The 13,303-nt window shown below is 60.9% G+C and carries 12 protein-coding genes; 1 reads left to right on the top strand and 11 read right to left on the bottom strand.

Annotated features, from left to right (window positions below; translation table 11 throughout):
* The 9 genes from M1617_07990 to purD form a co-directional block, all read right to left on the bottom strand.
* Positions 1-115: ATP phosphoribosyltransferase (locus M1617_07990; protein ID MCL5888209.1), on the bottom strand; the 115-nt coding region annotated here is incomplete at its 3' end.
* 41 nt (positions 116-156) lie between these two features.
* The gene (locus tag M1617_07985; protein ID MCL5888208.1) at positions 157-633 is read right to left on the bottom strand and encodes a hypothetical protein; all 477 of its coding nucleotides are present in this window, start codon (positions 631-633) and stop codon (positions 157-159) included.
* Positions 634-673: 40 nt separating this feature from the next.
* Positions 674-3,022 (bottom strand): heavy metal translocating P-type ATPase, encoded by a 2,349-nt coding sequence (locus tag M1617_07980; protein ID MCL5888207.1) that lies wholly within the window; start codon positions 3,020-3,022, stop codon positions 674-676.
* Positions 3,023-3,034: 12 nt separating this feature from the next.
* A complete protein-coding gene (locus M1617_07975) occupies positions 3,035-3,574 on the bottom strand; it encodes a cupredoxin domain-containing protein (GenBank protein MCL5888206.1) in 540 nt (179 codons plus the stop codon).
* Positions 3,575-3,619: 45 nt separating this feature from the next.
* On the bottom strand, positions 3,620-4,906 hold the full coding sequence (locus tag M1617_07970) for a sulfite exporter TauE/SafE family protein (GenBank protein MCL5888205.1): 1,287 nt from the start codon (positions 4,904-4,906) through the stop codon (positions 3,620-3,622).
* 129 nt (positions 4,907-5,035) lie between these two features.
* Positions 5,036-5,356, bottom strand: coding sequence for a hypothetical protein (locus tag M1617_07965; protein MCL5888204.1), 321 nt, complete (start codon positions 5,354-5,356; stop codon positions 5,036-5,038).
* Between the two features lie 118 nt (positions 5,357-5,474).
* Positions 5,475-6,215 carry a hypothetical protein gene (locus M1617_07960; GenBank protein MCL5888203.1) on the bottom strand — a complete coding sequence of 247 codons (741 nt, stop codon included), beginning with the start codon at positions 6,213-6,215 and terminating at the stop codon, positions 5,475-5,477.
* 512 nt (positions 6,216-6,727) lie between these two features.
* Positions 6,728-8,017, bottom strand: a complete 1,290-nt coding sequence (locus tag M1617_07955) for a coproporphyrinogen III oxidase family protein (protein ID MCL5888202.1) — start codon at positions 8,015-8,017, stop codon at positions 6,728-6,730.
* A 5-nt stretch (positions 8,018-8,022) separates the two neighbouring features.
* Complete coding sequence (gene purD, locus M1617_07950; GenBank protein MCL5888201.1) at positions 8,023-9,309, bottom strand: phosphoribosylamine--glycine ligase; 1,287 nt, start codon at positions 9,307-9,309, stop codon at positions 8,023-8,025.
* A 156-nt stretch (positions 9,310-9,465) separates the two neighbouring features.
* Here purD and M1617_07945 point away from each other — a divergent pair, with 156 nt between their 5' ends.
* Complete coding sequence (locus M1617_07945) at positions 9,466-9,645, top strand: MarR family transcriptional regulator (GenBank protein ID MCL5888200.1); 180 nt, start codon at positions 9,466-9,468, stop codon at positions 9,643-9,645.
* On the opposite strand, the gene M1617_07940 is transcribed toward M1617_07945, so the two are convergent.
* Positions 9,642-10,451: a site-specific DNA-methyltransferase gene (locus tag M1617_07940; GenBank protein ID MCL5888199.1), complete on the bottom strand. Its 810-nt coding sequence runs from the start codon at positions 10,449-10,451 to the stop codon at positions 9,642-9,644. The genes M1617_07945 and M1617_07940 overlap by 4 nt on opposite strands.
* Positions 10,452-10,532: 81 nt before the next feature.
* Positions 10,533-13,280 carry a UPF0182 family protein gene (locus tag M1617_07935; GenBank protein MCL5888198.1) on the bottom strand — a complete coding sequence of 916 codons (2,748 nt, stop codon included), beginning with the start codon at positions 13,278-13,280 and terminating at the stop codon, positions 10,533-10,535.
* Between the last annotated feature and the right edge of the window lie 23 nt (positions 13,281-13,303).

Below are 13,303 nucleotides of genomic sequence, written 5' to 3'. Positions count from 1 at the left end.
CGTCGATCGTGGGGTTGTAGGCCCGACTCGACTTCTTGACCTCTAGGTCGGCTTGAGCGAACAGCGCAAGTGTCTGTTCCTCCAGCGAACCCTTCGGCAGCGCTAATGACAGCATCCGATCTCCCTTGCTTGTCGAATAATCCCGATACGCCGGGCTTACCGTGCTTCAGGCTCCAGTTTCGCCGACAGCTTCATCCCGTCGACAAAGTATGGCTTATCGGGGCTCTTATCGAAATAGTCCATGGCGAACTCAAAGCGCTCTTGGATCCCGCGATCCGCATGCAAAACCACGAGGAGCGGTTCATCCGCCGAGAACTCGCCATCCAGCTCCACCACGACATTGCGACTCTCGCCTTTGTCGACCCGCGTGATACCGATCTTCGGGCCGGGCATCCCATCCTTGTAGAGGTGGACGACCACCCAGGAGTCATCGGGTGCGAGAATCCTGTCCACTACGACGGTGGTGTCAGTGCCCGGGTGGGTCGTGGCCTCGAGGTCGACGTTCTCGTCGGCGACAACGATGCCCAGCATCTTGCCGTCGCCCTCGGCAGCGGCCTGGAACGAGTACAGGGTTATCACTCCCAGTGCAGCGGCGGCTATCACCAGCGCTGCGATCTTGATCAGTTTCTTCATCTCAGTGTCCTTTTCTTCGAAAGGCCAGCGCAGCCGCCGGTCAGGATTTCTTCTTGGCCAGGGACGGCTTGAAGCGCCTGAGCAGCAGCGAGCTGGTCACGACACTCACGCTCGACAGAGCCATCGCAGCGCCGGCAAGCTCCGGACGCAGAAGTCCGAGAGCAGCCACCGGGATGCCCAGGGTGTTGTACCCCAGCGCCCAGAAGAAGTTCTGGTAGATCTTCCTGATGGTGCGCTTCGAGAGCTCGATGGCCGTGACGACATCCCGAAGGTCGTTCTTCATGAGCACGATCTCGCCGGTCTCCATCGCGACATCGGTTCCGGCTCCCATGGCGATACCCACATTGGCTTGCGCCAACGCCGGCGTGTCGTTGATGCCGTCGCCGACCATCGCTACGCTCAGCCCCTTGGCCTGCAGCTTCGAGACCTCGGCGGCCTTATGCTCGGGCAGCACCTCGGCGAGCACGTTGCTCGGGGCGATTCCTGCCTGCGCGGCGATCGCCTCGGCGGTCCGCCTGTTGTCACCGGTGATCATGTAGACCTCGACACCCATCTCCTTCAGGCGAGCGACGGCTTCCTTGCTGTTCTCCTTCAGGGTGTCCGCGACTGCGACAAGCCCGGCTAGGACCCCGTCGACCGCCACGAGCATGACGGTCTTGCCCTCGCCCTCAAGCTGCTCGAGCCTGCCGCCGATGGCATCGATGCTCACGCCATGGCGCTCCATCAGCTTGCGGTTGCCCAAGGACACGCTGCGCTCGGCGACCATGCCTTCGACGCCGTGACCAGGCACCGCGATGAAATCGCGAGCTGCGGGGATCTCGGCGCCGCTATCCTCGGCGTAAGCCACGATCGCCTCGGCGAGGGGGTGCTCGCTCGAACGCTCGAGCGATGCCGCCAAGCCGAGCAGAACCTTGGAGTCGAATCCGCCGACGGTCTCGAACTCGGTGACCACCGGCTTGCCGTGAGTCAGCGTGCCGGTCTTGTCGAAGATGATCGCCTTGACCTTGTGTGTGGTCTCCAGCGCCTCGGCGCTCTTGATGAGGATGCCGTTCTCGGCACCCTTACCAGTCCCGACCATGATCGCCGTCGGCGTGGCCAGACCCAGGGCGCAGGGGCAGGCGATCACGAGTACCGCCGTACCGACCAGCAGCGCCTTCACGAACGGGCTGAACTCACCCATCGCTCCGGGGAAGAGCGACGGCCCGAGGAGGAACCAGACCAGGAACGTCACGATTGCGAAGGCCACGACTGCGGGCACGAACACCGCGCTGATCCTGTCGGCGAATCGCTGGACCGGGGCCTTGGAGCCTTGGGCCTCTTCCACCAGCTTAATGATCTGCGCAAGGGCCGTATCCGCTCCGACCTTGGTCGCGCTGAACCTGAACGATCCCAGCTTGTTGATGGTCGCGCCGATGACGGGGTCGCCAGGATTCTTCTCGACAGGGATGGATTCTCCTGTGAGCATCGATTCGTCTACGCTGGAGCGACCCTCGACGAGCACTCCATCGACCGGGATCTTCTCCCCCGGTCGAACCACGACGACATCCCCGACGACGACCTGCTCGACCGGTACGTCCACGAGCTGCTCATCCCTGACGACTCGCGCCGTCTTGGCAGCCAGCCCCATGAGCTTCTTGATCGCGTCGCTTGCCTTACCCTTGGCCCGAGCCTCGAGCAACTTGCCGAGGATAACGAAGGTTATGAGCATCGCAGCCACTTCGTAGAAGATGGGCTCTGCCGCGAACTTCGGAACGAATGTGGCCACGAGGCTGTAGAAGTATGCCGCGCTCGTTCCGATGGCGATCAGAGTGTCCATGTTCCCGGTACGCCTCTTGATCGCGTGCCAGAAGCCGCGATAGAACTGTGCTCCGGCGATGAACTGGACGGGCGTCGCCAGCACGAAGCCAAGGTACTTCTTCACCATGAATGGATCCCACGCCCCGCCAAAGGTGTTGGCTAGCCACGTGGCCAGCGCAGCCGGGACCTCCATCATGTACGGCGGGACCATCGTGAAGAGCAACGCGGGGAGCGACAGGCTGAGTGCGAAGATGAACATCGCCTTCTCGTGCCTGAAGTGCTTCTCCTGTGCCTCCCGCTGGAGGTCCGCCGGTGCGACCCCCGCTTCGCCAGGAGCCTGTCTAGGCGTCGCCTTGAAACCGACCTTGGTGATGGCTCCCACGATGCCGTCGGCATCGATCACAGCCGGATCGAAGACGACCGTGGCCGTCTCGCTTGCTAGGTTCACCGATGCTTTCGACACGCCGTCGGTGACCCCGAGTGTCTTCTCGATGACCGCTACGCATGAAGCGCAGGTCATTCCGGAAATCGCAAAAGTAGTGGTTTCCTGTTCCGCCGAAGTGGCGGCATTGGATGTGTTGTTCGTGTTCATTCTCGTCATCTCCTACTCGACCACGATGGAGCCGAAGACCATCTCCATCCCGCAGGCGAACTCGTACGCACCCGGCTCAAGCGCCGGCAAGCTGATTACCTGAGGGCCACCAGTCAGATCCTGGAAGAATCCGAGGTCGCGGCTCATTACCTCGGCGAAGCAGCCCGCACCCTGCCCGAAGGTGATCTGAGCAGGTACTCCGGCGGCCAGCCGGATGACGTTGGGGTTGAATCCAGCGCTCACGTCGACCGATATCCGCTGGATTCCGTCTGGGTCAAGCGTCGCTGCGCCTTCGATGATCTGGCCAGATCCCGATCCGCAACCGCCTGCTCCGCTACTCCCGCAACCGCCTGCTCCGCTACTCCCGCAGCCACCTGCTCCGCTGCCGCAACCGGGGGCTGTCGCCGACTGTCCGGCCAACGAGGCCTCGGCCGCAGCTCCACCGCGGGCGAACTGGTAGGACATGAGGAAAGCCAGCAGTATCAGCGCTGCCACCAGTGCATATTTGATGAACGTCAGGTCTCCTGCGTTCGTTACATTCTGTTTCGTCATCGATCCATCTCCTTAGTGAGAATCGTAATTAGTACATTGCCTGGGTCAGGACCCGCCAAGCACCTGCCCGGCCAATATCGCTAGCAAGAGCAAGCCCGCTACCACAGCCACCTCGGTCAGAGTGAATCCAAGATACCGAGCTGGCTCCATAGGCGAGGATGCGCCTTTGCGCTCATTGCCGTCAACAGACCGCGACATTGCTCCTTGGCTCCGTTGTCTGTGGACGACAAAGCCGAAGGCTATGGCTACCACCACGAACAATGCGAGCAGAAGCGGGGATACCCCTGATGCTGCCGCGGGGACGCCAGCCACTATGCTTCCGGCCATCATGCCCATGCCGCAAGTAAGAGTATAGGTGCCTGCCGCCACAGCCGGCAGATCGACTACTGTTGTGGCATTCGGTTCCAGGTCCACCAGGATGTTCATCTGCGGGATTGCCAGCTGATCCGAGCAGGCATTAGCTTCTCGGCGATCCACTATCAATCGCACCGGCTGCCCATCCGGAATAACCACCGAAGACGGCTCGAAACGAACGTTAGCAATCGTCAGCGGCACTTCGACGACCCCGTCAGGTCCTGCAGTGAAGCCCCCGACGGGACCTTGCGCAGGCCCTTGGAGGATTGACTGCGTGACCGACTGGAAGGTCACGGGTGACCCGAGCAACATCGCTCCCCGGTTCAAGTACGTGAAGCCGAACGCCAGCACCACTACCGCAAGCACGATCATCGCCCGTTGCTTCAGCTTAGCTGGCAGCAGACTCGACGCCATGCCAAAGCCCAACATCAACGGGGCCGTTCCGAGCCCAAACGCCATCATTCCGAGCGCCCCTGTGAGTGCATCCCCGGCGGCGATGGCCTGGAGTTGCGCGGCGATGAGCGGGGCGCATGGCATGAGCCCCGTCAGCAACCCAAAAAGCACAGGGGTGCTAAGTGAGCTCTGGTCGGCTGCGGCCTGAGTGTTCGCTCTGACTCGAACCTTGTTCATCGCTGCGAGCAGGAACTTCGGCGGGCGCGGGGTCAACCGGGCCGCCCACGGGAACTTTCCCGTCATTCCAAGCGCCAGCACTATCATGAACGCGCCTGCCAGCACCATGACATAAGGCCGAAGAGCCGCAAGGTCTATCAGCCCGCCGAGAGCACCCAGGGCCAGTCCCACAAGGACGTAGCTGAATATCTTTGCGAACTGGTAAGCAAGGTTGGGAACGACCTTCTCGGCGAGAGATCCTTCCTCTGTCCCTTTCAGCGCGTAGGTGATGACCATCGGGCCGCACATAGACACGCAGTGCAGACTCGTGACCAGCCCGAGTACGAGCATGGGAATGAATATTTCCACTGATTCACTCCTCTAGATCCGTCGAGTTCTTGCCTACTCGCGGCACTTGACCGGGGTAAGCGTTGACTGCTCCATCCGACAAGGACATCGCAAAAATGCGCCGTCGGACACGACTATCTTAGAGGGGTATCAGATTCGTAACCGAGTGGAAAGACGATCGAGCGGCGGGGGTTCCACGTACTGGATGTACGCTGGAACGAAACCCGAAGTATACCGGTCGACAAAGTCTTGAAGGGTGAACACAAGGATTGCGACGAAGAGAAGGGTCAAAGCTACCAGCATGGCGACGGGAATGACCTCGACCATCGTGCATTGACCACAGTCAGTCGTTATCCCCATGAGGCCATAGATCGCACAATTCGGCATTAGGCAAACAGGCGCAAACGAAGCAAAGATGGCTACCACGAGCACCGCGGCGCCGATTGCGATCAATGTGCTGGACCTGTACATCGGGATGATATCCTCCCACGAACAACATACATCGGCTTTATGAGGAGCAAGGAGTGTGCCAATAGCGGAAGAGCCGGTTTCCCGGCTCTTCTCTGTTCGAGTAAGTAATCACCGATGGTCAGACCTGCTTCACCCACCTACGCAGTCTGTATCCTACCATGCTGGCTAATCCAGCTAGGCCGAATGGAAGCACTGCCATTGAGCCTGTGAAGGGAAGGAACGGCTCATCGTCTGTGGACTCAGTCTCAGTGACGACCGGGGGATCTTCGGGATCCACTGGCGGGTCCTCAGTGACGACCGGGGGATCTTCGGGATCCACTGGCGGGTCCTCAGGGTCTACCGGGGGATCTTCGGGATCCACTGGCGGGTCCTCAGGGTCTACCGGGGGATCTTCGGGATCCACTGGCGGGTCCTCAGGGTCTACCGGGGGCAACTCGTCGAAGGAGACGTGGCTGAGAAGGAGCTTGCCTCCACTGGAGCCAACCACTACGAATGCCTCCAATAGAACGTCATGCCCGGGTGTCCCAACATAGAAGTGCTGCAACTGACCATTGCCGACCGGACGCCCTAGGGCTGTCCTGGTTCCCCCCGACTGGAAAGTTACTGTTATTTCCCCCACGGGTGTTTCTGAATCGAGTTGGTTCAATACGAAGTGCCATACTACGGGGTCGGAGAGTCCACCATCATCGGACTCGTTATTGAAGGTCTCACTGCTGGCACCGACGTGTGGTCCGTGCAAAGAAACCATAGTCGAGGCATATGCCGACTGAGTCATCGAGAACATCAGTCCGAGTGCGAGAAGCACGGCCATCGGCATCAGCAAGGCGGCCTTTAGACCCGCTAGTCTCTGGGTCTTCATGGCTGTTCGCCTCCTTTGGTACTGTCACTGTACTTCCTTACATAGTGTTCATACCCCTTATGCGCCTTTACTAAGCCGATTCGTTAGTATTGGCTCAATGTGTGCGGATCGCTACGGGAAACAGGAGGGCCTCTCGCCTCTGTTGAGGGTGACAACTCAAGAGAATGGGCTCGCAGTGAGCCTGATGCGATGTGCCCCCTCCACGAACAAGACGATGCAGTATCAGTCAACAATCGCGGTCGACTCTGCAAGTGAGTGAGAGGAGTTGACACTTTGATAGAGTCGGCCCCATGACCCCCGAAAGGCTGAATCGCAGTGGTAAAGACTGCTGAGCGCGCAGTTTGACATAAACCACGCCCAATGTGGAGGCCTATTGGCCCCTGCAGCCCTACCTCCAGAGCTGTGCGCTCCGAGGCCTTCATGGCTGCTCGCCTCCTGTATTCAATTTGCCCCTGAACTACCAGTTAACCCTATACCCAATAATCAGGTCATCAAGACTTCCTTTGCAGGAATCAGCAGGTCCCGTCTCCGAAGATCAGCTCGCGTTCCTCGGCAGGTAAGGTTTCTCGCGCCTGATCGCGCACGCCGTTCACGCCGATGAAGAACTGCCTCATCATGGCAACCAGCAGATACCGGCCCTTCGGCGTCAGAGTGAGGCGTTCCGAATCGTCAATCTCGAACGCCCTGTTCAGGCGCATGAAAGTCATCTCGAGCGGCAGACCCAGATCGATCGACACGCCGAAGTCCCGAGCAAACCGGCGCTTGTCGAGCGACAAGCCAAAAAGCTCCATCATGAAGCGGTATCGCATACGTGCGCCCTTGTTGAACCGCCGGTGCTGCGTCACCGGTGTGACGCCCGCATCGAGGGATTTGATATAGCGGTCCACGGAGAAAGTGCTCACGTAGAGTGCTCCATCCAGGAAAGAGAAGACCCCGCTCCCGACGCCGATGTACTCCTCGTAGTCGACGATGTACTCGTCGAGCATGCCCTTGCCGGTGTGCGAGAAAGTCCATGCGCTGGCCGGTTGGAAGTTCGGGGCCAGTTCATCGACGAGCATCTTGTAGTACAGGGCCTCTCGGCGGTAATCGACCGCACCGACCGAGCGAGCCAGCGACTTCTCGACGACAGGCGAGGCCATGAGCGGGTAGAAGGTGGTCTGGTTCACCCCGGATTCCTTGATGAGCTCGACGTCTCTGATGAGCATCTCTTGGGTCTGGCTCGGGAAGTTGAAGATCATGTCGACGTTGAGCGAGTGGAATCTGCCCGCGACCCACTTGAGGCGCTCGACTATCTCGGCGGATGAACCGTACTTGTCGTAGCGCTCCATCTGCTTGAGGAGCGAGTCGTCGAAGCTCTGCACGCCAACGCTGAAGCGGTCGACGCGCGATTCGAGTGCATCGACGACTTCGGGGATCAGGTGGTTGGGATTGGTCTCCGAGGAGACCTCACGGATATCGAAGAGCGATTTCGCCAGGTCGATGGTGTCGCACAGCTCGTCGACGAGGATGGTCGGTGTGCCGCCGCCCACATACATCGAAGTGCAGTGGTACCCCTGGCTGGCAACGAGCTTGATCTCTGCGCGAAGGCGAGCGAAGTACTCGCGTGTGCGGTTCTCCTCGAAGGGAAACCTATTGAAGGAGCAGTACGGGCAGAGCCGCGAGCAGAACGGCACGTGGACGTAGAGTAGATACTCCTTGCCCGGCTTAGGATCGGGCAGCCGCTTCCCCTCGAAGTTCTCGAGCTTGAGGAGGTGATTCCCCGCATAACGCAGCGCTGTCGACAGAGTCCGCTCGGCGAGCATGTCGATCACTCGCCCCAGGCGTGACGCCCACGCGCGGCCTTCTCGCCGATGTCCTTGCGCCACATCATGCCGTCGAAGCTGATCTTCTCAACCGCGGCGTAAGCGCGCTGCCGAGCGGTCTCGAAATCGGGACCAGAAGCGGTCACGTTGAGCACGCGCCCTCCAGCGGTGAGCACGCGGCCATCGTCTGCGAGCGAGGTGCCGGCATGATAGGCCTTCACGCCCTCGATCTCCTCGGCGGCCTCGATCCCGGTGATCGGCTTTCCAGACTCGTAGTCACCGGGGTATCCGCCGCTGGCGAGCACCACGCTGACGGCCCACTCGTCATGCCACGCGACTGCGGCGCGGGCAAGGTCCCCTTCGGCGCATGCAAGCAGTATCTCGGCAAGATCGCCGTCGAGACGCACCAGGATCACCTGTGTCTCCGGATCGCCGAAGCGTGTGTTGAACTCAAGCACCCGGGGCCCGTCGGCGGTCAGGATGAAGCCGCCGTAGAGCACTCCGCGAAAGTCGATGCCCTCTGCCGAAAGTGCCGCGACGGAGCGCTCCATGATCGCAACCATCTCGGCGTGCTCCGCAGGAGTCACGATCGGGACCGGCGAGTAGACGCCCATGCCACCGGTGTTAGGTCCGAGGTCACCTTCGAGCGCGCGCTTGTGGTCCTGCGCAGGCGCCATGGGTACGACGGTCGTGCCGTCGGTGAATACGAGTAGCGAGCATTCGGGGCCGCTGAGGTACTCCTCGACGAGCACGGTCGACCCGGCATCGCCGAAGCGGCCCTCGAAGCACTCTCCGATTGCGGCGGCGGCGGTGTCGAGGTCCATCGCAACCGTCACGCCCTTGCCTGCTGCGAGGCCGTCGGCCTTCACGACCACCGGCGCGCCGACCGATTCGATGTACGCGAGTGCCGACTCCAGGTTGCTGAAGACGCCTGCGTGCCCGGTGGGGATCGCATAGCGCTGCATGAGATCCTTCGCGTACGACTTGCTGCCCTCGAGCCGAGCACCTGCGGCTCCGGGGCCGAACACGGGGATGCCCGCAACGCGAACGGCGTCAGCCACCCCTGCCACCAGCGGCGCCTCCGGACCGATGACCACCAGGTCGATTCCCTCCCGAGTCGCGAAGGCAGCGACCGCCTCCCCGCTCTCGATGTCGAGCGTGACGTTCGTGCCGAGTCCGGCGGTGCCGGCGTTGCCCGGCGCAGTGAGGACTGCATCCACGCGTGGAGATTCCGCGAGTTTCGCGACTATCGCATGCTCCCTGCCCCCGCCACCAAGCACCAGCACCCGCATATCCTCGCTCCTTCATCCGGCCGACGATCGAACAGCTCCCCACACTATAGCGTAGCCGCCGAAGCCCGGGTAAGGGCCGCCCCCGCCCGATGTGGCGTCGGGCATCTTCGGCGGGTAATATTGGAGCAAGATATCCCCTACCGGAAGGAGCTGCCGATGGAAGCCCAAGACCAGGTACTGGAAGCGATGCGCGCTGCAGGCGAGCCCGTCAACGCCGGCAAGGTCACCGAGATGACCGGCCTTGACCGCAAGGTCGTCGACAAGGCGATGGATGCGCTGAAGAAGAGTGGCTCCATCGAGTCGCCGAAGCGCTGCTACTGGCAGCCCAAGGCCTAAGCCCTAGGCGCCTGCCACCCTCTGAAGTCCGGACTCCACTGCGACAACCTGCGGGCGATGACCTCCATCGCCTCGGGGTTGTCGTCGATGAGTAGCGCCCGTCTTCCTGCCGAAAGCGCCGCTTCGGCCGTGGTGCCACTCCCCGCGAAGAAGTCCATCACGAGGTCGCCGGGGTTCGAGTGGACGGCGATGATGCGATTCAGGATCCCTAGCGGCTTCTGGGTCGGATAACCCGTTCGCTCCGACCCGGTGGTCGGCACGATCGTGTGCCACCAAGTGTCTGTCGGCGTCTTCCCTTGAGCGGCCTTCTCGGCACCTACGAGACCCGGCGCCATGTACGGGATGCGCTCCATCGCCTCGAAATTGAATGTGTATCGCGACGGATCGACCGCGTACCAGAGTATGTTGTCGTGCTTGGTCGGCCATTTGGACTTCGAGCGAGCGCCGTAATCGTATGCCCAGATGATTTCGTTCATGAACGATTCCCTGCCGAAGATCGAATCCATCAGCACCTTGACGTAGTGGACCTCACGGTAGTCGAGGTGGACGAAGATCGACCCATCGGTGGCGAGCAGCCGCCTAGCTTCGAGTAGCCTGGGCTCGATGAACTCCAGGTAGTCGTCGAATGCGTCGGAATACTCACGGACGCTCCGCACCGAGGTGCGATACGTCTGGCCCTGGAAGCCCTTCCGGCTCGCCGACCCATCCCGCACTGTGCGAACGCTCTTGAGGGCCTGGCGCTTGCCGGTGTTGAACGGCGGGTCGATGTAGACCAGGTTGCAGATGCCGGAGTCCAGGGTTCGCATCACCTCGAGGTTGTCACCGAAGTGCACCTCGAGGTCTCGCCTGCCGCCTGAAGACTCCAGCCCTGCTGCCCTCCTCGCCGACTACGGAGTGACTGTCGGTTCGGTAGAGCCCGGCTCTACCAGTCGCGAGAGCACGTCGCCAAGCTGGTCGATGAGCCTGCCGTACTCGGCCCAATCGCCCTCTCGCTGGCTGGCGATTGCCTGCTCGAACAAGTCACGAGCGGTACGGGCATCCGCAGCCGGGTCGGTCGGCGGGGCGCCTTCGCCCCCATCTACCACTGGAACCTGAGCCGCCTCACCGAAGGCGGCAAGCAATGCCGCTTCGAGGTCGGGTGCCATCTCCACGCTATCGCCGTAGACTACCAGCACCCGTGTGAGCTCTGGAATCGAGGCTTGCTCGGCCTGCAGGTAGAGCGGCTGGATGTAAATCACTGACTCCTCGAGCGGTATCACGAGCATGCTGCCGAAGATGACCTGGCTACCGCGCTGACCCCAAAGCGAGAGCTGTGGAGAGATGTCCTCATCCTGATTGATCCGCGCCCGAATCTGATCGGGACCGAGCACGACTCGATCCTTCGGGAATCGATAGACGACAGTCGCGCCGTAGTTGTCCGGATCCGAACTCGTCGCCATCCAGCCGATCATGTTGTCCCTACCCCGCGGGGTGAAAGGCATGATCATCTTGAAGTCCTCGGACTCATCACCTGGCAAGCGACTGAGCACATAGTATGGCTGCATCGGACCCTCGGGCGTACCCTCGCCTGGGAACTCCCAGATGTCTTCCTTGTTGTAGAAGACCCGTGTGTTGGTCGTGTGATAGCGCCTGAAAACCTCTGCCTGCAGGGTGAACAAATCCGCAGGGTACCTAAAGTGTTCGGCCAATCCCTCGGGGAGTTCGGACATGTCGGTGAGCAGGCCGGGCATGATCTCGCTCCATGCTGCGAGGATGGGGTCCTGCGTGTCGAATGCGTAGAGGGTCGTCGTCCCGTCGTACGCGTCGACAGTGACCTTCACCGAGTTGCGGATGTAGTTGACCCCGCCGTGGGGCTGCGAGTAAGGGAAGTGGTCGGAGTGGGTGAATCCGTCGAGCACCCAAAGAACCCTGCCCTCATGGATAACCGGATATGGATCGGAGTCCAAGATGAGCCAGGGGGCGAGTTTCTGGACCCTGGTCACGATGTCCCTATGGAAGAGGACCCTGCTGTCCGGCTCGATATACCGGCTGAACAGTATCTGGGAGTCCCCGAAACGCATCGCGAACAGCGCCCTGTTGAAGAGGTTGCCGATGTCGACGCCGCCAGTCCCTTCCCAGAAGGTCTCGGCATTCGTCTCGCCCATGGGGAAGTCGAACTCCGGAAGGCTCGTATCGACGATGACGTAGTCATCCGTAAGCTCGCCGAAGTAGATGCCCGGCCGCGTCACCGTCACCTCTATCGAGGAGCGCGGGGGGATGTCGGAGATAAAGAACTGTGGGAAGCCGCGACCATCCACCTCGTTCACGGGGCTCATGACAACGCCGAAGCCATGGGTGTACACAAGGTGTCTGTTGATCCAAGTCTGAGCCCTAGGGTCCAGCAGGTTCACGTCGAGCTCGCGCGCGGCTATCAGTACCTGTCGCTGCTTGTCATCAAGCGTGTATCGATCCACGTCAACGTCGTTGAATGTGTAGTACTGCCTGATGATCTGTAGCTGTCGATAGGCTTGGGCAGCCGTATCCGGATCCCACAGCCTGATGTTGTCGAGGGTGTCTTGGTTGGCAGCGATGTCCTCGGCAGTGAGGGCCTGATCAGCCGGGAACTCCCGCGTCTCGATGTCATCCAAGCCGAAGGCCTTTCGGGTTGCCTCGATGTTGCGCTCGATGTAGGGCTCCTCGGCAGAAAGCTCGTTGGGGTTGACCCGGAAGCGCTGGATGATCTCGGGGTAAACGCCACCCACGAGGACCGCGGCGACCAGCCATACGGAAAGCGCAAGGACCGGCAGGCGCCAGCCTTGGATGCGGATGTTGATTAGAAGTGCTACGGCCGCGACAAGCGATATCACGATGAGTATCTGGTAGGCCGGTATCCGTGCGTGGATGTCGGTGAATGAAGCGCCGAAAACCTGACCCCTGTCGGAGAAGTTGAGTTCGAATATCCGGAGATAGTAGTCGAATGCCTTGCTCACGATGGCGAGCCCTGCGAGGACCGACAGGTGCGCCTTGACCTGCGGTGCGAACCCTCGGCTACGTGCCCAGGGCTGGATAGCGCCTCCGACCAAGTAGACGAACGCTGTCGCGATGACAGCGAGGATGAGAATCGAGGTGAGCCAGTCGGCGACCAGGCGCAGAAGCGGTAGCGTGAACACGAAGAAGCTGACGTCCAGCGCGAATTGCGGGTCTGTCAGGTCGAAGGGTTGGGCGACCATGGCTAGCCTGACCATATCCCAGGTTGGGGCCATCGAGATGCCCACCAACGCGCTGAGCACCAGCGAACCGATGAGGATGACCTTCTTCACCACCGGGCCGATACGGCTTCGGAACGCATTGATCGTCTCTTCGAGCTGGGGCGAGAACTGATCGGTGAAAGAAGTGAGAACCGGCCTCGCCAGCTTCTTCGCCAACCGGGCGTTTAGATACACGATCAGGAAGGTTGCAACGGCGAATGCCGTGCCGGTAAGCAATCCACTGAGCAGGCCAGTGGTGAAGACCACACCCTGCCCCATGTCCGCGAACCACCAATAGTCAGTGATCATCGTGACGCCCCATGTGAGAAACGGGAAGCCTAAAAAGGCTATCGCGGCGATGATCCACACGATACGATTAGATGAGGATTGCGGGGGTGAGGAAATCATCAAAACCCTTTCCTGTCACAGGT

The organism is Actinomycetota bacterium (assembly GCA_023488435.1).
In the GTDB taxonomy this organism is placed as follows: Bacteria; Actinomycetota; Coriobacteriia; order Anaerosomatales; family UBA912; genus UBA912.
The sequence above is the reverse complement of the archived record's forward strand: the minus strand, read 5'-3'. Positions and strand labels throughout refer to the sequence as shown.

Bases quoted from the DNA above. Each gene is read 5' to 3' on its own strand.
- M1617_07945 (MCL5888200.1), top strand. From the start codon at position 9,466: ATGGAAGCCCAAGACCAGGTACTGGAAGCGATGCGCGCTGCAGGCGAG.
- M1617_07975 (MCL5888206.1), bottom strand. From the start codon at position 3,574: ATGACGAAACAGAATGTAACGAACGCAGGAGACCTGACGTTCATCAAA.
- M1617_07960 (MCL5888203.1), bottom strand. From the start codon at position 6,215: ATGAAGACCCAGAGACTAGCGGGTCTAAAGGCCGCCTTGCTGATGCCG.
- M1617_07985 (MCL5888208.1), bottom strand. From the start codon at position 633: ATGAAGAAACTGATCAAGATCGCAGCGCTGGTGATAGCCGCCGCTGCA.
- M1617_07955 (MCL5888202.1), bottom strand. From the start codon at position 8,017: ATGCTCGCCGAGCGGACTCTGTCGACAGCGCTGCGTTATGCGGGGAAT.
- M1617_07940 (MCL5888199.1), bottom strand. From the start codon at position 10,451: ATGCGAACCCTGGACTCCGGCATCTGCAACCTGGTCTACATCGACCCG.
- M1617_07935 (MCL5888198.1), bottom strand. From the start codon at position 13,280: ATGATTTCCTCACCCCCGCAATCCTCATCTAATCGTATCGTGTGGATC.
- M1617_07980 (MCL5888207.1), bottom strand. From the start codon at position 3,022: ATGAACACGAACAACACATCCAATGCCGCCACTTCGGCGGAACAGGAA.
- M1617_07965 (MCL5888204.1), bottom strand. From the start codon at position 5,356: ATGTACAGGTCCAGCACATTGATCGCAATCGGCGCCGCGGTGCTCGTG.
- purD (MCL5888201.1), bottom strand. From the start codon at position 9,309: ATGCGGGTGCTGGTGCTTGGTGGCGGGGGCAGGGAGCATGCGATAGTC.